General features: G+C 66.2%; 17 protein-coding genes. 4 read left to right on the top strand and 13 right to left on the bottom strand.

The window, feature by feature from the left end:
• Nucleotides 1–58 precede the first annotated feature (58 nt).
• The 6 genes from QRQ56_RS18385 to QRQ56_RS18360 form a co-directional block, all read right to left on the bottom strand.
• Nucleotides 59–1030 carry an ABC transporter ATP-binding protein gene (locus QRQ56_RS18385; RefSeq protein WP_438741994.1) on the bottom strand — a complete coding sequence of 324 codons (972 nt, stop codon included), beginning with the start codon at nt 1028–1030 and terminating at the stop codon, nt 59–61.
• Complete coding sequence (locus QRQ56_RS18380) at nt 1027–2019, bottom strand: ABC transporter ATP-binding protein (protein ID WP_438741992.1); 993 nt, start codon at nt 2017–2019, stop codon at nt 1027–1029. Before QRQ56_RS18380 ends, QRQ56_RS18385 begins: the two co-directional genes overlap by 4 nt.
• Nucleotides 2016–2888 (bottom strand): ABC transporter permease, encoded by an 873-nt coding sequence (locus QRQ56_RS18375; protein WP_438741990.1) that lies wholly within the window; start codon nt 2886–2888, stop codon nt 2016–2018. Before QRQ56_RS18375 ends, QRQ56_RS18380 begins: the two co-directional genes overlap by 4 nt.
• Entirely contained in the window at nt 2875–3825 is a 951-nt protein-coding gene (locus tag QRQ56_RS18370; RefSeq protein ID WP_438741989.1) for an ABC transporter permease, read from the bottom strand. The genes QRQ56_RS18375 and QRQ56_RS18370 overlap by 14 nt, the downstream gene beginning before the upstream one ends.
• 7 nt (nt 3826–3832) lie before the next feature.
• Nucleotides 3833–5377 (bottom strand): ABC transporter substrate-binding protein, encoded by a 1545-nt coding sequence (locus QRQ56_RS18365; protein WP_438741987.1) that lies wholly within the window; start codon nt 5375–5377, stop codon nt 3833–3835.
• Between the two features lie 131 nt (nt 5378–5508).
• Nucleotides 5509–6705 carry a CaiB/BaiF CoA transferase family protein gene (locus QRQ56_RS18360; protein WP_438741985.1) on the bottom strand — a complete coding sequence of 399 codons (1197 nt, stop codon included), beginning with the start codon at nt 6703–6705 and terminating at the stop codon, nt 5509–5511.
• Nucleotides 6706–6896: 191 nt separating this feature from the next.
• On the opposite strand from QRQ56_RS18360, the gene glgA reads away from it, so the two are divergent.
• Complete coding sequence (gene glgA / locus QRQ56_RS18355) at nt 6897–8312, top strand: glycogen synthase GlgA (RefSeq protein ID WP_438741984.1); 1416 nt, start codon at nt 6897–6899, stop codon at nt 8310–8312.
• Between the two features lie 334 nt (nt 8313–8646).
• Here the strand turns inward: glgA and QRQ56_RS18350 are convergent, their stop codons facing one another.
• The 3 genes from QRQ56_RS18350 to QRQ56_RS18340 form a co-directional block, all read right to left on the bottom strand.
• Nucleotides 8647–9597, bottom strand: a complete 951-nt coding sequence (locus QRQ56_RS18350) for an oxygenase MpaB family protein (protein WP_438742351.1) — start codon at nt 9595–9597, stop codon at nt 8647–8649.
• Between the two features lie 74 nt (nt 9598–9671).
• Entirely contained in the window at nt 9672–10820 is a 1149-nt protein-coding gene (locus QRQ56_RS18345; protein WP_438741983.1) for a DUF3734 domain-containing protein, read from the bottom strand.
• Between the two features lie 49 nt (nt 10821–10869).
• Nucleotides 10870–11694: a 3-hydroxybutyrate dehydrogenase gene (locus QRQ56_RS18340; RefSeq protein WP_438741981.1), complete on the bottom strand. Its 825-nt coding sequence runs from the start codon at nt 11692–11694 to the stop codon at nt 10870–10872.
• Nucleotides 11695–11871: 177 nt separating this feature from the next.
• Here QRQ56_RS18340 and QRQ56_RS18335 point away from each other — a divergent pair, with 177 nt between their 5' ends.
• Nucleotides 11872–12753: a LysR family transcriptional regulator gene (locus tag QRQ56_RS18335; RefSeq protein WP_438741979.1), complete on the top strand. Its 882-nt coding sequence runs from the start codon at nt 11872–11874 to the stop codon at nt 12751–12753.
• Between the two features lie 172 nt (nt 12754–12925).
• Here QRQ56_RS18335 and QRQ56_RS18330 read toward each other — a convergent pair whose 3' ends face one another.
• Nucleotides 12926–13642 carry a peroxiredoxin-like family protein gene (locus QRQ56_RS18330; RefSeq protein ID WP_438741977.1) on the bottom strand — a complete coding sequence of 239 codons (717 nt, stop codon included), beginning with the start codon at nt 13640–13642 and terminating at the stop codon, nt 12926–12928.
• Nucleotides 13643–13724: 82 nt separating this feature from the next.
• On the bottom strand, nt 13725–14009 hold the full coding sequence (locus QRQ56_RS18325) for a hypothetical protein (RefSeq protein ID WP_438741975.1): 285 nt from the start codon (nt 14007–14009) through the stop codon (nt 13725–13727).
• A 238-nt stretch (nt 14010–14247) separates the two neighbouring features.
• On the opposite strand from QRQ56_RS18325, the gene QRQ56_RS18320 reads away from it, so the two are divergent.
• Together QRQ56_RS18320 and QRQ56_RS18315 are read left to right on the top strand one after the other, a co-directional pair.
• A complete protein-coding gene (locus tag QRQ56_RS18320) occupies nt 14248–14742 on the top strand; it encodes a cupin domain-containing protein (protein WP_438741974.1) in 495 nt (164 codons plus the stop codon).
• Between the two features lie 182 nt (nt 14743–14924).
• Nucleotides 14925–16124 (top strand): MFS transporter, encoded by a 1200-nt coding sequence (locus QRQ56_RS18315; protein WP_438741972.1) that lies wholly within the window; start codon nt 14925–14927, stop codon nt 16122–16124.
• Here QRQ56_RS18315 and ccoS read toward each other — a convergent pair.
• Both ccoS and QRQ56_RS18305 read right to left on the bottom strand, forming a co-directional pair.
• A complete protein-coding gene (gene ccoS / locus QRQ56_RS18310; protein WP_438741971.1) occupies nt 16121–16288 on the bottom strand; it encodes a cbb3-type cytochrome oxidase assembly protein CcoS in 168 nt (55 codons plus the stop codon). The two genes, QRQ56_RS18315 and ccoS, sit on opposite strands and share 4 nt — an antisense overlap.
• The gene (locus QRQ56_RS18305; protein ID WP_438741969.1) at nt 16288–18477 is read right to left on the bottom strand and encodes a cation-translocating P-type ATPase; all 2190 of its coding nucleotides are present in this window, start codon (nt 18475–18477) and stop codon (nt 16288–16290) included. Before QRQ56_RS18305 ends, ccoS begins: the two co-directional genes overlap by 1 nt.
• Between the last annotated feature and the right edge of the window lie 8 nt (nt 18478–18485).

The raw sequence follows: 18485 nt of genomic DNA, 5'->3' as shown, positions 1-18485 counted from the left end.
CTTCTTGTCGCCGTGCCACCATGCCATGGCCGACAGGGCGAGACAAACCGGTCTTAATTCAGGCCAGCGGATGATGGCAAGCCGCGAACTGGCCGGGTGCGACCTCGCGCAACTCCGGTATCTCCGCGCTGCATCGCTGGTCGGCCCGCGGGCAACGGGTGCGGAAGCGGCAGCCGGACGGCGGCGCAATCGGCGATGGCGGCTCGCCGCCCGCCACACTCTCTGCGGGACGCACGTCCGGATCCGGCACCGGGATCGCCTGCAGCAGCAGCGCCGTATAGGGATGCGCCGGCCTCGCGAACAATTGCTCCGATGGCCCGACCTCGCAGAGCCGGCCGAGATACATCACCGCGACACGGTCGCTGACCGCTTTGACCACCGCCAGGTCATGCGCGATGAACAGCAGCGTCAGGCCGAAGCGCGCCTTCATCTCCTCGAGCAGATTGAGGATCTGCGCGCGGATGGAGACGTCCAGCGCCGAGACCGGCTCGTCGCAGACGATGAATTCCGGGTTGAGCACCAGCGAGCGCGCGATGCAGATGCGCTGGCATTGCCCGCCGGAGAATTCATGCGGCAGGCGGCCCGCCACGAGGTCAGGATCGAGCCCGACCGCGGACAGCACCTCGTGAACCCTGCGCTTGCGCTCGGCGGCGTCCTTGACGCCGGCGATGATCAGCGGCTCGGCCACGATGTCGCCGATCCGTCGGCGCGGGTTGAGCGAGGCGATCGGGTCCTGGAAGATCAGTTGAACGCGGCGGCGCATCTTGCGCAGCGCCTCGCCCTCCATCGCGGTGAGGTCCTCGCCATCGAACAGCACGCGGCCGGACCTGGCGCGGCGCAATTGCAGCACCGCACGCCCCAGCGTCGACTTGCCGCAGCCGGATTCGCCGACCAGCCCCAGCGTCTCGCCGCGCGCAACCTGAAGGCTGACGCCGGAGACGGCATGCACCGTCTTGTTGCCGAGACCATATTCGACGACGAGATTGTCGACGTCCAGAAGCGGCTCGGCACGCGCGGCAAGCTGCATCATGCCCCAACTCCCTCCGCCATCTGGATCGGGTGGAAGCACGCGTAGAGGTGTCCCGCCGTCTCGGCGCTCGTCAGCTCGGGCTTGGCGTCGTGACATCGACTTGCGGCATAGCGGCAGCGCGGCGCGAAGGAGCATCCGCGCAGCGGCCGTGTCGGATCGGGCGGACGGCCGGAGATTGCGGGCAGCGGCGCATGCGGCGCGGCATCCAGCTTCGGGATCGCAGCCAGCAGCGCCTCGGTGTAGGGCATGTGCATGCGCTTGAACAGAGCTTGCGTCGGCGCGCGCTCCACCACCCTGCCCGCATACATCACCGCGACCTCGTCGGCCCGGCCGGCGACGACGCCGAGATCGTGGGTGATGATGATCATCGCCATGTGGCGGCGGCGCTGCTCGCGCGCGAGCAGGTCGAGGATCTGCGCCTGGATGGTGACGTCGAGCGCCGTGGTCGGCTCGTCCGCGATCAGGAGCTTCGGCTCGCAGGACAGCGCGATCGCAATCGCGATGCGCTGACGCATGCCGCCGGAACATTGATGCGGATATTGCGCGAGCCGCTGCTCCGGCGCGGGAATGCCGACCGCCGCCAGCAGCTCGATGCTGCGCTTGCGCGCCGCCGCGGCATCGAGCTCGAGATGCTCCTGGATCGTCTCCGTCAACTGGGTGCCGATGGTGAGAACGGGATTGAGCGAGGTCATGGGGTCCTGGAATACGACCGCAAGGTCGCGCCCGCGCAGCCGCCGCAAGCGCTCCGCGGGAAGCCGCACCAGATCCTGGCCGTCGAACGTCACGCGCCCCGACAGCTTCGCCTTCTTCGGCAGCAGTTGCAGCACGGCGCGCGACAGCATGGTCTTGCCGCAACCGGATTCGCCGACAATGCCGAGCGTGCGCCCGGCCTCCAGCGACAGGTCGACATGATCGACGGCGCGTAAATTGCCACGGGGCGTCGGCAGCTCGACCGCGACGTCCGCGATGGTCAGCAGCGGCGCGCTCACAAGGCCCCCTGACGCGGGTCGGTCAGCGCCCGCATGGTGTCGCCGACGAGATTGAACGCCAGCACGGTCAGGAACAGCCCGGCGGCCGGCAGGAAGGCGAGCCGCGGTGCGACGTCGAGGCTGTCGCGCCCTTCACCGATCATGCTGCCCCAGCTCGCCATCGGCGGCGGCACGCCAAGCCCGAGGAACGACAGCGCGCCCTCGACCACGATGGTGACGGCAACGCCGAGCAGGAAGAAGGCGAGCAGCGGAAGGATCACATTCGGCAACAGCTCGCGCAGCAGGATCCGCGCATGGCTCGCACCGAGCGCCTCGGCCGCGATCACGAATTCCCGCCGTGCCAGCGTCAGCGTCGACGCCCGCGCCACGCGCATGAAAGCGGGAATGCCGAGCACGCCGAGGATCACGGTGAGGTTGGGCACAGATTGTCCGAGATAGGCCGTCACTGCGAGCGCGAAGATCAGCGGCGGAAAGGCGAGCAGCACGTCCATGCTGCCGACCACAAACGTCTCGAACCGGCCGCGGAAATAGCCGGCAAGCAGACCAAGCGCACCGCCGAGCGTCAGGCCGATCATCGGTGCGATCAGCCCCACCGTCAGCGACGTCCGCGCGCCAAAGATCAGGCGGGCGAACTCGTCGCGGCCGAGCCCGTCGGTGCCGAGCCAGTGGTCGCTGGAGAACGGCGCGCGGCGCTCCAGCATGTCCATATCTACAGGGTTCTGCAACGGCAACACCGGCGCCAGGATCGCGAGCGTCAGGATGATCGCGAGCCATGCACTCGCGAGCCAGAACAACACGCCGAACTTGCGCTTGCGCCTGCCAGGTGCAGCCGTCGCCTCGTCCTGCATCGAGAGCTCAAGCGTGGCCATGGCGGATCCTGGGGTCGAGCACGGCGTAGAGCATGTCGACGATGAAATTCACGATGACGAAGCCGCAGGCGACCAGCAGCACCACGCCCTGGAGGATGACGAGATCGCGGGTGTAGATCGCGCCGACCAGGAGCCGGCCGATGCCCGGCAGCGCGAAGATCGATTCCACGATCAGCGTGCCGCCGAGCAGGCGGCCGATATTGATGCCCGTGACCGTCACCAGGGTCAGCGACGACGGCTTCAGCGCATGCACGAACAGGATACGCGACGGCTTGAGGCCCTTCGCCTTCGCGAGCGCGATATAGTCCTCCTGCAGGGTCGCGATCATGTCGGAGCGCAGCACCCGCATGATGCCCGGCCATTCGGCGAGCGCCAGCGTCAGCGCCGGCAGCACGAAGAAGCGCAGATTGGCCAGCGGCGCCTCGGTAAAGGGGACATAGCCGGTCGCCGGCAGCCAATGCAGCTCCACCGCGAACAGATAGATCAGCAGGATCGCCACCAGGAAAGACGGCATCGACAGCATCGCGAACGCGCTGCCGGTCATGAAGCGGTCGAACGCGCCGCCGGCACGCGCAGCACAGGCGATCGCGACGGGAACGCCGATCAGGAGGCCGATGAATTCGGCCATCAGCATCAATTGAAGCGAGACGGGAATGCGCTCGGCGACGGCCTGCAACACCGTCTGCCCGGTGCGGTACGAGCGGCCGAGATCGCCCTGCAGGACGTGGCCGAGCCAGCTCAGATAGCGCCACCACAGCGGCTGATCGAGCCCCATGTCGCGGCGCAGCGCCGCGACATTTTCCGGCGTCGCCTGATCGCCGAGGATGACCAGCGCGAGATCGCCGGGCAGCAGCGAGGCGATCAGGAACGTCAGCAGCGAGACGGCGAGCAGCACAGGCAGCATGGCAAGCAGCCGCCGAACAACGAAGTTCAGCATCACGCCATCATTCCAGCCAGGTCATCGAGACGTCGATCACGCTGTTGTAGATTTTCGGGAAGCCTTTCAGCTTGGCGCTCGACAGCGCGTAATAGGTGTTCTGGAAGGTCCAGAACCAGATCGCCTCCTTGTTGATCAGGCGGCTGATCGCGCAGTAGTCCTCGGTGCGTTGGCCGAGGTCGGCGGTGACGCGCGCGTGGTCGAGCAGCTTGTCGAGCTCGGGACTCGCGAATCCGGCCAGCGCCAGCGGGCTGCCGCTGCGAAAATTCGCGTACATCTGCGGATCGGGATCGGCGAGATCGACGATGCGCCATGGCGTCATCTGAAACTGGCGGGTGAAGGCGCGCGAGGGAATCGTGGCCTGGTCGACCTGCTCGATCTCCATGTTGGCGCCGACGCGCTTCCAGAACTGCTGCAGCACCTGGCCGACCATGCGGCCGCGCGGCGTCGCGGTCACCAGCACCTTGAACTCGACGGGCTTGCCGTAATCCTTGATCAGGGCCTTGGCTTTCTCGACGTCGTAAGGCAGCGCGCCGTCGTCCTTGCACTTGACCCAGGAGCCGTCGCCGTAGGGATTGCTTGCAGGCCGGCTCAGGCCGCTGCTGATCGCTTGCGACATCTTCGGACGGTCGAGCGCCATCACCAGTGCCTGACGTACGCGAACGTCGTCGAACGGCGCCACCTTGGTATTGAAGGCGTAGACCTGCGCGCCCGAGCCCTTGTAGGTGTGCACGGTGAGCTTGGGGTCCTTCTGCGCCTTCAGGATATTGTCGGCGTCGGCCTCGTCATCCCAGATGATGTCGGCCTCGCCCGACTGCAGCGAAGCAAAGCGCGACTGCGCATCGGGCAGCGGCTTCAAGACGATGCGGTCGAGATAGGGACGGCCCTTGTCCCAGTAATTGGGATTCTTCTCCAGCACCATGCGGTCGCCGGCGGTCCAGGATTTCAGGATGTAGGGACCGGTGCCGACCGGATTGCGATTGTAGTCGTCGCCCTTGGTCTTCCAGGCCGTCGGTGAATGAATGACGTTGTTGGAGCTCTGGATGGTGTTCGTCGCCGGCAGGTTCACCGAGGGGTCGGTGAGCTTGTAAATGATGGTGTATTCGTCTGGCGCCTGCACCTCCTTGACGTTGGTGATGTAGAAGGCGCAGCGGCACTTGTTGGCGGGATCCTTCTGCCGATCGAAATTCTCCTTGAAGGCCTGCGCATTGAACGGCGTGCCGTCGTGGAATTTCACGCCCTCGCGCAGCTTGAAGGTCCAGGTCATGTAATCGTCGGAATGGGTCCAGGACACCGCGAGCTTCGGCGCGGCCTCGCCCTTGTCGTCCAGCGTCGTCAGCGTATCGAAGATGGCGGCGGCCGCGGTGAAGGTCGAGGTGTCGTAGACGCCGACCTTGAGCGGGTCGAAACCGGCGATCTCCAGCTCTTGGCCGACGGTGATGCTGCCGCCGGACTTCTGCGCTTGCGCGGGCTCAGCCAGCGGAAGGAGGGCAAATGCCGCAGCAAGGAAAATAGGCGCGCGCTTGCGCGCCGCAGCAGCAGAGTTCGTCATGGTTCCTCCCGGGATCCCTCGTCCGATGTTTCGGATCGCTGAATGACTGGAGGCGAGATTGGCGACAAATGCACGCGACGGCAAGAGGCACGCGCGACAGATCGAACGCCGCCTGTGCGGCGTAATGTTGCTCAGCGTGTCGCGGCTGTTTTGCCTGTCGGAATTGGCGCGTCATCAGCAAGGCCGATCTCGTCGCGCAGCGCATCATTATGCTCGCCGAGCACGGCCATCGTTTTGGCAGGCGCGGTGTCGGCGCCCGACATCCGGAACGGCAGGTTGAGCACCTGGAAGGAGCCGCCCTCGTCCTGCACGGACGTGAGCGCCTGCCGATGCGCGAGCTGCGGATCGGCCAGCGCCTCCGACACCGTGCGATAGGCCGAAGCCGGCACGCCGGCTGCACCCAGAGCTACGAGACACGCCTGTGTCGTGAGCTGCAGCGACCAGGCCTCGACGCCATCCATCACCTCCGCCCAGTTGTCGCGGCGCGGGGCATAGGTCGCAAAGCGTGGATCGGTGATCCATTCGGGACGGCCGATCACGCCCATCAGTGCCTGAAACGTCTTCTCGCTGGCGACCGTGATCATGACGTAGCCATCGGCCGTCTCGGTCGGGCCGAACATCGGGCGCGGCGGCGGCTTCACGGCGAATTGCGCGCTCTGCAATTCGGTCAGCGTCAGTGACAGCATCGATTCCAGCATGGAGACGTCGATGTGCTGGCCGAGCCCGGCCACGCTGCGCTGATAAAGCGCGGACGCGATCGCGCCGAAGCCGTAAGTGCCGGTGACGACGTCGGCGTGATAGATGCCGCAATAGTCGGGGCGGCTGCGGCCGGGCTGATAGGCCAGATGCGCCATGTCGTAGCCGGAGGCGGCATGGATCACCGGTGCATAGGCCGGCAGTTCGGCCGAGGGGCCGCTCTGGCCGTAACCGGAGATCGAGCAATAGATCAGCCTGGGATTGACGCTGCGCAGGCTGGAATAGTCGAGCCGCAGCCGGTGCATCACGCCGGGGCGGAAGTTCTCGACCAGGATGTCGGCGGTCGCGGCCAGCCGGCGGATCGCCTCCCGGCCGTCCTCGGATTTCAGGTCGAGCACCAGACTCTTCTTGCCGACATTGAGCTGGCCGAAGGCGGTGCTGCAGCCGTTGCGCAGCGGCGGCCGGGTCCGCATCGTCTCCCCACCGTCGGTCTCGATCTTGATGACCTCGGCACCCATATCGGCAAGCATCCGCGCGCAGTGAGGGCCGGCGATGGTGGTCGAAAAATCCAGGACCCTGAGGCCGGCGAAGGCCTTTGTCGTCGTCCCCTCATGCTTATCTGCTAGCTGCATACGTGCCGCGTCCCCGGATCTTTGGAACTCTGGAAGTTCTCTCTTGTTGGTGCGGCGACCCTAGAGGGCGGCGGCTGAGTAGGAAAGTGTTTACCGAACAGGCGCACCGCGTGGGCGGGCTATAGGAATTCGTGGGCAACTGGACCCGTTCTTGCATAGCAGCAAACGGGATCGGAAGAGGGCAGTCGTTCTTGAGGGTCTTGTTCGTCACTACCGAGATGGACGACTTCGTCCGCGTTGGCGGACTCGGCGCCGTGTCCGCGGCCCTGCCGCGCGCCCTTCGCCCCTTCGCCGATATCCGCATCATGCTGCCGGGCTATCGCGACATCATCGAACAACTCACGCATATTCAGATCGTTGGCCGCTGCCCGGCCTTCGCGGAAATGCCCGCCTGCTCGCTCGGCCGGGCCGCAACCAAGGACGGAATGCCGGTCTACGTGCTGTTGTGCTCGCAACTCTACGACCGGCCCGGCAACCCCTATGGCGACGAGTCCGGGCGCGACTGGCCCGACAACGACATCCGCTTCGCGCGCTTCGCCTCGGCCGCCGCTGAGCTGGCCATGGGCAAGCTGGACAAGAATTGGGCAGCAGACCTGATCCATGCCAATGACTGGCAGGCCTCGCTCGTGCCGGCCTATCTCGCCTGGCGCGGCGCCAAGCTGCCGTCGATCCTGACCATTCACAACCTCGCCTATCAGGGCCTCTTCCCGAAGGACGCGCTGCGGCGGATCGGCGCACCGGAAAGCTCCTTTCATATCGACGGCATCGAGTTCTACGACCAGCTCTCCTTCCTCAAGGCCGGCCTCGTCTACGCCTCGCACCTCACCACGGTCAGCGGCACCTATGCGCGCGAGATCACGACGCCCGAATTCGGTTGCGGTCTGGAGGGCCTGCTCCAGCTGCGCTCCGATGCCGCCGAGCTCACCGGCATCCTCAACGGCATCGACGAGAGCTGGGACCCGCGCTCCTGCGCCCAGCTCGCCCAGCAATTCGGCGCCGGCGACTGGGTCGGCAAGCGAGCCAATGCGGATTACGTCCGCAAGCAGTTCGGCCTCGCGGTCTCGCGCGGCCCGATGTTCGGCATCGTCGCGCGCCTCGTGCACCAGAAGGGCATCGATCTCGTTCTGTCCGCGGCCGACGAGATCGTCGATGCCGGCGGGCAGATCGTCGTCACCGGCTCCGGCGAGCCGGCGCTCGAGCAGGCCTTGATCGACGCCCACCGCCGTCGCCCCGACGCCATCGGCGTCGTGATCGGCTTCAACGACGCGCAGGCGCGCCGCATCTTCGCGGGCAGCGACTTCACCCTGATGCCCTCGCGCTTCGAGCCCTGCGGCCTGAGCCAGATGTACGCCCAGCGCTTCGGCTCGCTGCCGATCGGCCACCAGACCGGCGGCCTTGCCGAAACCATCACCGACGGCGAGACCGGATTCCTGTTCTCGAAACCCTCGCGCGATTCCTTCCTCGGCGGCGTCCGCCGGGCCTTCTCCGCCTTCAGGGCGCAAGACCAGCTCGACACCATGCGCCGCAGCGCCATGGGCCGGTCGTTCTCCTGGAGCATCTCGGCCGGCAGCTACAACGCGCTGTATCGGAAGCTGGCGTCGGTGTGAGGCCGAGGACGCTTCGTCGTTCTCCGTCATTGCGATGCACACCGCTCTCGCCACGTCATTGCGAGGAGCCCTTGCGACGAAGCAATCCAGAGTCCCTCAGCGGAAAGATTCTGGATTGCTTCGCTGCGCTCGCAATGACGATGTGGGAGCCTGCCCGCGCCTCACCCCAAGCTCTCTTGCCCCGGACGCAGCGCAGCGCGTCGCCCTCGCGACGTGGTGCGCTGCTGAGCCGGGGCCCATGTCACACCGGAGCCTTTGCCTCTGGGTCCCGGCTCTGCGCAGCAGCGTTGCACGCTGCAGCGCTTCCGGGACACGGATGGTGGGTTTGGGGCCATCACCCCTTCCCGCGCACATCCATCTGCGACCGGCCAATCCACGCCCTGTTGAGGCACCGTGTCATCCAGTCCGGCTGTGCCTCACCGCGCAAGCGCGCCTGCGCTTCCTGATAAGGGCCGACATAGCGCAGCCGGTCCGGCAGCTTCGGATAGACACGCCTGATCCAGCGCAGCGCATTGTCGGCCGCCCTCTCGTCACGTGCATCGAGCTCAAAACCGAAACCGGCGCGCAAGCGCTCCGGCAACATCCGCGCCGTCAGCGCCCGATACCAGCGCGGCGGCCGGAGCCACGGACGCGCGCCGCCGAAGATCTGCGCGGCGATTTCACGCGCAGCAGGACTGACGGTCAGCGTGTCGGATTGCGTCATGGCGCTGGTGTAATCCGCAAAGCCGGCCCAGTCCGCCGGCAGGTCATCGCCGGTCAATCCGAACAGCGCGCCAAAAGTCCGGCTCTCGGCCCAGTAGCGCTCGCGCTCCTCCTCGGACAACGGCGGCAGAACCAGATCGTGCGCCATCAGCGCGGTCTCGACCAGCGTTGCATGAACCCATCGCAGCGACGGGATGTCATTGGCACAATAGCGCGAACCCGCCGCGAAAGGCCCGACGGTCTCGGGCATCGCTCCGACGATCATGCCATGGCGCCGGTGCAATTGCCGCGACGACAGCAAGGCCCGGTCGAGCGAGCCGAACACCATGGCAAAGACGATGTCGAAGGTGCGATGGAAACGGCCGATCGGATCGGACAGGGTTTTGGAATGCTCGGCGATCGCGGCCGCGACCCAGGGATGGGTCAATTGCAACAACAGCGCGCGGCCGGCGCCGAGGAAAATGACGGCCTCCCGGTCGATCCGCCAGGTGATCGAAGACGGCCCGAACACGCCGGCCACCGGCCCCGCGGCGCTAGAACGGACCTGATCGAGGGCGGCCTCAAGATCGCTCGCGGACACCACTTGCAAGGGCCTTTCGTTGAGGGATCGCCGACGATCCGCAAGGCCTGTGGCAATTCGATGATGCGCGAGCAGCTCTATTCCGCTGCCATCGGCATCTCGTCCGTATGCTCGTGCAGCACCACGCCGGCGAGTGGATCGAATTCCCCGATCCACGGCTTGCGCGCCAGGACCGATCGTGTGTGCGCATAACCGGCATGCCAGCGCCGCGTGATCCCCGACGGGCTGAAGTCGATGTCCTTGGTATGGGTCTCATGCTCGAGCTGCGGCGCGAGCAGCCGCACCACATGCATGCGGGTCGGACAACCGTAGCTCATCAACTCCCGGACCGCGGGATCGGCGCGCTCGCCCGCTGGGAGCCGCGCAGCGAGTTGGTTGATGACATGGCGCAAGCGATGGGCCTGCTGCTGGCGTGCAATGTGGCTCGAAATGCGGCTGGAATACTGCACGTCCTTGTGCCGATTCAGCACCTCCGCCATCGTGGTCGGCTCGGATCCGACGGGATTCCACAAATGCACGGAGAAGATCAGCGAGTCCCGTCGTGGATTGTCGTCGAACACCGCCTCGGTCGGCGTGTTCGACAGGATGCCTCCGTCCCAATAAAGCTCGCCGTCGATGCGCATCGCCGGAAACGCCGGCGGTAGCGCGCCCGACGCCATCACATGCTTCACCGTCAGCTGGCCGTCACGGCTGTCGAAATAGCGCATTTCGCTGGTGCCGACGTGGGCAGCACCGACCGTCAGGCGCGGCGCGCAACGATTGGCGAGATCGAAATCGACCAGCTCGCTCAGCGTCTTCTCCAGCGGCACGGTCGAATAATAGCCCGCATTGTCGGCACCGAGCGGATAGGAATCGCCGGCATGCGCCAGCGGATTGGGTCGGAAGAAACCGGAAATGCCGTGGGTGACGGTCGACCAATAGGCCAGCTTCTCGTTGAAACCGGGAAAGGCGGCTCGCCAGTCCCAGACCGGCTTCTGCTCCATCCGCTTCCAGAATTCCCTCAAGCGCTCCAGTCGATGCTCGCGCGCGTTGCCGGCAATCAGGCTCGCATTGATGGCACCGATCGAGGTGCCGATGACCCAGTCCGGCTCGATCCCGGCCTCGTGCAGAGCTTGATAGACGCCCGCCTGATAGGAGCCGAGCGCGCCGCCGCCCTGGAGCACGAGAACGACCTGACCCGGCAGGTCGTGACCCTTGCCTAGAGTATTGTCGTGAGTGCCGTTCATATCACGCTCCTTCATCGATCGAATATTCGACTTCTTGCGCCGAGCCATGTCAATGCGCGGTCCAGCCGCCGTCGACCGGAAGCGCGATGCCGGTGATCGAAGCTGCCGCGTCTGTCGACAGGAACACTGTCAGCGCACCGAGCTCCTCGACCGTGGCAAAGCGCTTGTTCGGCTGCTGCGCCAGCAGCACGTCGCGAACGACCTGCTCGCGGGAGATTCCGTGCGCCTTGGCCTGTCCGTCGATCTGCGCTTCGACCAGAGGCGTATAGACATAGCCGGGACACACCGCGTTGCACGTGATGCCCTCCTCCGCAGTCTCCAGCGCCGTGACTTTTGTCAGGCCGACGATGCCGTGCTTGGCGGCGACATAGGCCGCCTTGAACGGCGAGCCGACCAGACCGTGCGCCGAAGCGATGTTGATGATCCGGCCAAAGCCGTTCTGGCGCATCGCCGGCAGTGCGAGCCGCGTCGTGTGGAAGGCCGAGGTCAGATTGATCGCGAGGATCTGGTCCCATTTCTCGACCGGAAACTGCTCGAGTGGCGCGACATGCTGGATGCCGGCATTGTTGACGAGGATGTCGAGCCGGCCGGACTCGGCGACGGTCGCCGCGATCATCTCGGCGATCGACTTTGGCCGCGTCATGTCGGCCGGCGAGTAGCTCGCCTTGACGCCGAACTCGGCGGCGATCTGCTCTCGCGTCCGGCCGATCTCGGCGGCGACGCCGAGCCCGTTCAGCACCACGTCGGCGCCGGCCGCGGCCAGCGCACGTGCGATTCCGAGACCGATGCCGCTGGTCGAACCCGTGACGAGCGCCACCTTGCCGGCCAGCGCGCGGGCCGGCTGAGATGTCTGCGACTTCAGCGGTATGTTCATGACGCGGTCTCCGTTGGTGATGTCCGGGCTTGCAACCTTCGCAAAACCTGCAGGACCGGCTGGCCAAACGGAAATACCGGCTGGCTTCCGAATCCATAGGCGCGCGCTATTGCGGGCGGGATGTCATTCCCTGACCTGATCGGATAAGGTCCGGGCAATCTTGCTGGGAGCCGATCCATGGAAATGCACCAGGTCCGCTATTTCCTCGCGGTCGCGCAGCTGCTCAATTTCACGCGCGCGGCGGAGGAGTGCAACGTCACGCAGCCTTCGCTGACGCGCGCGATCAAGCAGCTCGAGGCCGAGCTGGGCGGCGACCTGTTTCGCCGCGAGCGCCCGGCGGCGCAACTCACCGAGCTCGGCCAGCGCATGCATCCGCTGCTGAAGCAGTGCTATGACGCCGCCGCCGGCGCGCGCTCGCTCGCCTCCTCGTTCAAGAGCGGAGAGGTCGGCGCGCTCCGGATCGCGCTCACGCATTCGATCGATCTGGCATTGCTGATTCCCCACCTCAACGAGATCAGGCGGCAGTTCAACCGGCTCGAGCTGCGCTTCCTGCGCGGGACGGCCCGCGAGGTCGGCGATCTCCTCAAGAAGGGGGAGGCCGAGCTCGGCATCGCCGCCGAGATCGACGAGGCCTGGGACCGGCTCGACGTCTGGCCGCTGTTCACCGAAAGTTTCGAGCTCGTCGTTGGCGACGGACATCGGCTGGCCGGCCGCAGCAGCATCGATCTGGAGGATCTGCGCGCCGAGCAATTGTTGAGCCGAACCTACTGCGAGCACGCACGCCGCATCTCCGCGAGCCTGCACGAGCACGGCATCGAGCATGGCCACGAGATTTCGAGCGAGCGCGACCTGATCGAGCTGGTCGAAGCCGACATCGGCGTCGCCATGGTGCCGCACACCTCGCCCCTGCCGGACACGCTGACGCGCGCCACCGTCGCCGGCCTCGACGCCCGCCGCACCGTCAGCCTTTACGGCGTGGCCGGCCGGCAGCGCACGACCGTCGCCAACACCGTCATGCGCATGCTGCGCGGCGCGGACTGGCGGGAGATCGCGGGATAGCAGGCTTTTCCTTCTCCCCTTGTGGGAGAAGGTGGCGCGAAGCGCCGGATGAGGGGTTCGATCCGCGTACTCGACGCAAGAGACTTACGCGCGGAGAGAACCCCTCACCCGTCTCGCCGCTCCGCGGCGAGCCACCCTCTCCCACAAGGGGAGAGGGCAAGAAGGTCGAACCTCAGTTCTCCCGGCTCGCGCTCTCCAGCGCCGCGAGCAGGTCGTCGATCTCCATGCGCTTTCGGAAATCGGGGTCGACGAAGCGCGCCTTCACGATGCCGTCGCGGCCGACCACGAACACGGCCGGGATCGGCAGCATCCAGCCGTCATTGCCGTGGAATTTCGCCATATCCTGGTAGGACAACAGGCGCTGGATCTCGGCGCCGAGCCAGATCGCGAGATTGAGCGACAGCGCATAGCCGTTGTCGAGATCGGTCAGGATCGGAAACGGCGCGCCGGATTCGGCCTTGAGCCGCGCGGTGTATTCCTGAGTCTCCGGCATCACCGCGACGACCTGCGCCCCCATCGCCTTGATGCGATCGAGCGCCTGGACCACGGCGCGGACATTGAGCCGGCAATACGGACACCAATGGCCGCGGAAGAACATCACGGCGAGCGGACCGCGCTCCAGCAGCGCTGGCAGCGTGACCAGACGCCCGCCCTCGTCCGGCAGCATGAACGGCGGCATCACATCGCCCGGGCGCGGCGCGGACTCGCCGCCGCCATTCCCGCCCAGTCTCGCCACCAGGCGATCGACCGCCTCGCCATAGGCCGGGAAGACCGTGCGGCTGGCATCGGCATAGGCGCGAAGCTGCTCGTTCAGCGTGCCGTCCATGTCGCGACAGCGCTGGAAGGCAAGCCTGAGCTGTTCGGCATCGGCTGGCGAGAGAGATGTCATCGTCTGCTCCGGCGTTGCTTTCGGCGAATATTAGTTTCCCGGTTCGGCCGCCCGCAAGGGCGGCCGCGATGCCAGGGCCCGTTCAGTTCACGTAGAAATTGCCGGTCGGATCGAGCCGCCCCGAGGTCGAGTACAGCGATCCGTTGCTCATGAAGAAGACGGTGTTGTCGGGCACCTTCTTGGCATTCTTCATCATCGCCTCGTGGTTCTTCTCGGCCGGGGCCATGGCCATCGCCGACATCTTGCCAGGGCCGCCATAGACATAGGCCATACCGGCCTTGAAGTCCCAGGTGGCCTCCGAGAAGGCCGAGGTGGCGATGACCGCAAACGCGGCGGCGGCGAGCAGGGTCTTGGACAATTTCGGCATGGGGGGCTCCTCCGGATTGACGTGAACGCCCGCCAATCGGGCGCCCCGTCATCGGACGCCGAATGAAGCGAAAGCGGAAATGCCGTTGCCCAATCGGATCGATAGCCGCCGCGCATCAACATAGCACGCCGCTATCGCATCGAGAGCAACCCGGCATTTCAGCAGGGACGCGATCTCGATGAATCTCACGTCATAGCCGGCGACCAGCGGGGTTGCGGCCAACACAGGAGACCTCCCCATGTCCAAAAGCCATTCCAGAAACCATGTCTTGTCGCGCCTGATCTGGCCCGGCCTTGCCATCGCCGGCGCGCTCACGCTCTCGGCGCAGCCCGTCATTGCCGGCGAATGTCCGGCCGGCAAGACCAAGCCCAATGCCCAGCAGATGGTCGACTACAAGCCCGTCGGCGTTACCGACGTCACGCTCGGAGCGATCGATCTCGGCAAGCAGCCGGCGCATATCGAAGGACGCGAGCTGCGCTTCCGCAAGCTCACCATCGAGCCCGGCGGCATCGTGCCCTGGCACAGCCATGACGACCGTCCCGCGCTGATCTTCGTGCAACAGGGCGAGATCGTCGAATACGCATCCAATTGCATCGACCCGATCGTGCACAAGGCCGGCGACATCCGCCCCGAGGTCTCCGGCACCTCGCATTGGTGGAAGAACCTCGGCAAGGACACCGTCGTTCTCTATGTCGGCGACGTCCGGAGGGATCCCAACGACCACCACATGTAATTCGCTGCGGCCATCCTTCGAGGCGCCCGCTTCATGCGGGCCCCTCAGGATGAGGACGAAGTGCGCGGTAGCAGCCTCAACAGCCACCGATGTCGCTTAGCCTCATCCTGAAGACACCGCGAAGCGGTCGCCTCGAAGGACGAGGCGCCCGGAACGACGTGAGCATGAGGAGACGCAGCGCCATGACCGATCTTTCCACGCCGCTCGGGCCGGCGATGACGATGGAGGCGCATTCGCCGGGCCTGGCGCTGCGCTCGCTCGTGATCGGCCTGACGGCTTTCCTGACCGTCGTCGACCTCTTCGCGACGCAGGCGATCCTGCCCGCGTTGACGCGGCACTACGGCGTGACGCCGGCGGCGATGGGCTTTGCCGTCAACGCCAGCACCTTCGGCATGGCCACGGCCAGCCTCGTCGTCGGCTTCTTCAGCCCGCACATCAACCGGCGGGCCGGGATCCTGCTCAGCCTGGCGCTGCTGGCGTTCCCGACCAGCCTGCTCGCCTCGGCGCCGAATCTCGCCGTCTTCACTACCTTGCGGGTCGCGCAGGGCCTGTGCATGGCGTCCGCCTTCGCGCTCACCCTCGCCTATCTCGGCGAGCAGTGCAGCGCGATGGATGCCGGCGGCGCCTTTGCCGCCTACATCACCGGCAATGTCGCGAGCAATCTCGTCGGCCGGCTGATCTCGGCCGCCATTGCCGACGGACTCGGCCTCGCCTGGAATTTCTATCTGTTCGCAGCGCTCAACCTGGCCGGTGCGGTGCTGGTCTATTTCACGATTCAACGCGTACAGCCGATGCATGCGATGATGCCGTCAGCTTCGCCGCTTGCCGCCATGATCGCGCATTGGCGCAATCCGCCCTTGCGAGCGGCCTTCGGCATCGGCTTCTGCATCCTGTTCGCCTTCATCGGCACCTTCACCTTCGTCAATTTCGTGCTGGTCCGGCCGCCGCTGTCACTGGGCATGATGGACCTCGGCCTCGTCTATTTCGTCTTCCTGCCGTCGATCGTGACGACGCCTCTGGCCGGCAGGGTGGCAGCAAAGCTCGGAACGCGGCCGACGATCTGGGCCGCGCTCGCCATTGCCGGGCTCGGCCTGCCCTTGATGCTGATGCCGCATCTGAGCGAAGTCGTTGCCGGCATGGTTCTGGTCGGCGTCGGCACATTCTTCGCGCAGGCCGCCACGACGGGATTCGTCGGGCAGGCAGCAACCGACAACCGCGGCATCGCCAGCGGGACGTATCTTGCGTGTTATTTTGGCGGCGGGCTGATCGGCACGGCCGTGCTCGGCCGGCTTTTCGACAGCTTCGGCTGGCAGGCTTGCGTCATCGGCGTCGGCGGGGCTCTTGCAGCCGCAGCGTGGCTTACTCTGGCGCTTCGGCGCTAGCGCTTGGCGGGCGCTTCCTGCGGCGGATCGTCGTCGGCGATGGCGCGCCAGGCGGCACCGTCGAGATCGTCGTACTGGCCGCTCCTGAGCGACCAAAGGAAGGCGACGAGACCTGCGCCTCCAAGCATCAGAGCCAGCGGGACCAGGATGACCAGAATCTCCATCACACGATCTCCCGCGAGCTGCTGCGGGCGCGCAGCGAATTCAGCATGACAAGGATCGAGGATCCGCTCATGGCAGCCGCAGCGATCAAGGGCGTCACGACGCCGCTGATTGCGACCGGCACGGCAAGGACGTTGTAGCCGATGGCAAGCCAGAGGTTCTGCCGCATCAAATGCAGCGCCTTGCGCGAGGCGTCGATGGCGGCAATCACCGGCGCCAATGGCCGGCCGAGGAAGACGAGATCGGCGGTGGCCTGGCTCAGATGCGCGGCCGAGATCGGCGACATCGAGACATGGGCCGCCGCAAGCGACGGCGCGTCGTTCATGCCGTCGCCGACCATCAGCACCTTGGCGCCGCGCTGCTTCAATTCCTCGATCCGCGCGATTTTGTCGGCCGGCGTGACGCCGGCGCGCCATTCGGGAATTCCAAGCGCATGGGCCGCCGCCTTCACGGCCGGCTCGCGGTCGCCCGAAAGAATCTCGATGCCGACGTTGCGCGCCTTCAGCGCCGCGATCACGGCCTGGGCATCCGGACGCAGGCCCTGACGGACCGAAAGGACGAAGCGCTCGCTGCCCTTGCTGAACGCGACGATGGAGGCTTCGGGATCGAAGGCGGCGCTGGCGATCAGCGTCTCCGCTCCGCAGAAAGAGGGGCGGCCAAGGCGAAGCTCGACGCCGTCCACGGTCGCACGGACGCCCTGCCCGGCCTCCTCGACCGCGCCGACGACTGGCGATTTGGCGCCGGCGGCCTGCGCCACGGCGGCGGCGACCGGATGATGGCTCGACAGCCCAAGCCGGCCGGCGAGCTCGAAGATGTCGGAAGGGATATCGGCGACATTCATCACTTCGAGATCGGGCAGCGTCAGCGTGCCGGTCTTGTCGAAGATGACGTGGTCCGCCTCGGCCAGCCGCTCGATCGCGTCGCCGGAATTGAGCAGCACGCCGGACTTGAACATCGCGCCGGAGGCGATGGTCTGCACGGTCGGGATGGCAAGGCCCAGCGCACAGGGACAGGTGATGATCAGCACGGCAACGCCGGTCACGATCGCATCGTGCCAGGCCGCGCCGGCGATGACCCAGCCCAGGATAGTCAGCAGCGCGGTCGCATGCACCACCGGCGCATACAGCCGCGAGGCGCGATCGGCGAGGCGCATATAGCGCGAGCGCGCGGCAAGCGCGTTGTCGAGCAGCCGCGTGATCTCCGCGAGCAGCGTCGCCTCGGACGCGGCCGAAACCCGCACCCGCAAGCTGCCGGAGATGTTCATCGATCCCGCATAGACCGGCGTGCCTTGCTCGGCCGTGACATAGAGCGTCTCGCCGGTGATCAGGCTCTGGTCGATCTCGGAGCGGCCCTCGATCACGGTGCCGTCGACGGCGCAGCGCTCGCCGGGCCTGAGCAGCACGATGTCGCCGGGATTGATCGCGGCCACCGGCACCTGCGAGATTTCGTCGGTGCCGACGAACTTGGCGGCCGTCTCCGCCTTCAGCGCCGCGAGATTGCCCGCGACCGCGCGGGTCCGCCGCCTCATGTTCTGGTCGAGGAAGCGGCCGACCAGGAGGAAGGTCAGCAGCATGATCGCCGCGTCGAAATAGGCATGCTCGGCGTGGTGAAGGGTCTCGACCACGGACATGCCGAGCGCGAGAATCACGCCGATCGAGATCGGCACGTCCATGTTGGTCGTCTTCGCCGACAGCGCGCGCCAGGCCGAGCGGAAGAACGGCTGGCCGGCATAAGCCGCCGCCGGCAGCGCGATCAGCGCCGACAGCCAGTGGAAGAAGTCACGCTGCTCGGGCAGCATGTCCGAGACGTTGCCCGACCACACCGGGATCGACAGCATCATCACGTTCATGGTGGCGAAGGCGGCGACGCCGAGGCAGCGCAGCAGGAAGCGCGATTCGGCGACCTCCGCCACTTCCGCGCTTTCGGTCTCGAACGGATAGGCCTTGTAGCCGAGCTCCTCGAGCCGGTCGATGAAGCGGCCGGGGTCGAGCGTCCCCGCCTTCCATTCCAGCGCGACGCGGCGGTCGGTGAGGTTGACGCGCGCCAGCGTGACGTCGGGGATGGCGGAGAGACCACGTTCGATCTTGGCCATGCAGCCGGCGCAGTGAACGCCTTCGACCGCGAGGTCGATATGCTGGACCCCTTCGCCCGCGTCGCGAACATAGTGGGAGAAATCGCGGGTGACCTGCATGACAAAAT

It is taken from the genome of Bradyrhizobium sp. U531 (assembly GCF_051710265.1).
Taxonomy (GTDB): Bacteria; Pseudomonadota; Alphaproteobacteria; order Rhizobiales; family Xanthobacteraceae; genus Bradyrhizobium.
Note: the sequence above shows the minus strand (reverse complement) of the source record. Positions and strands in the feature narration are given on the sequence as shown.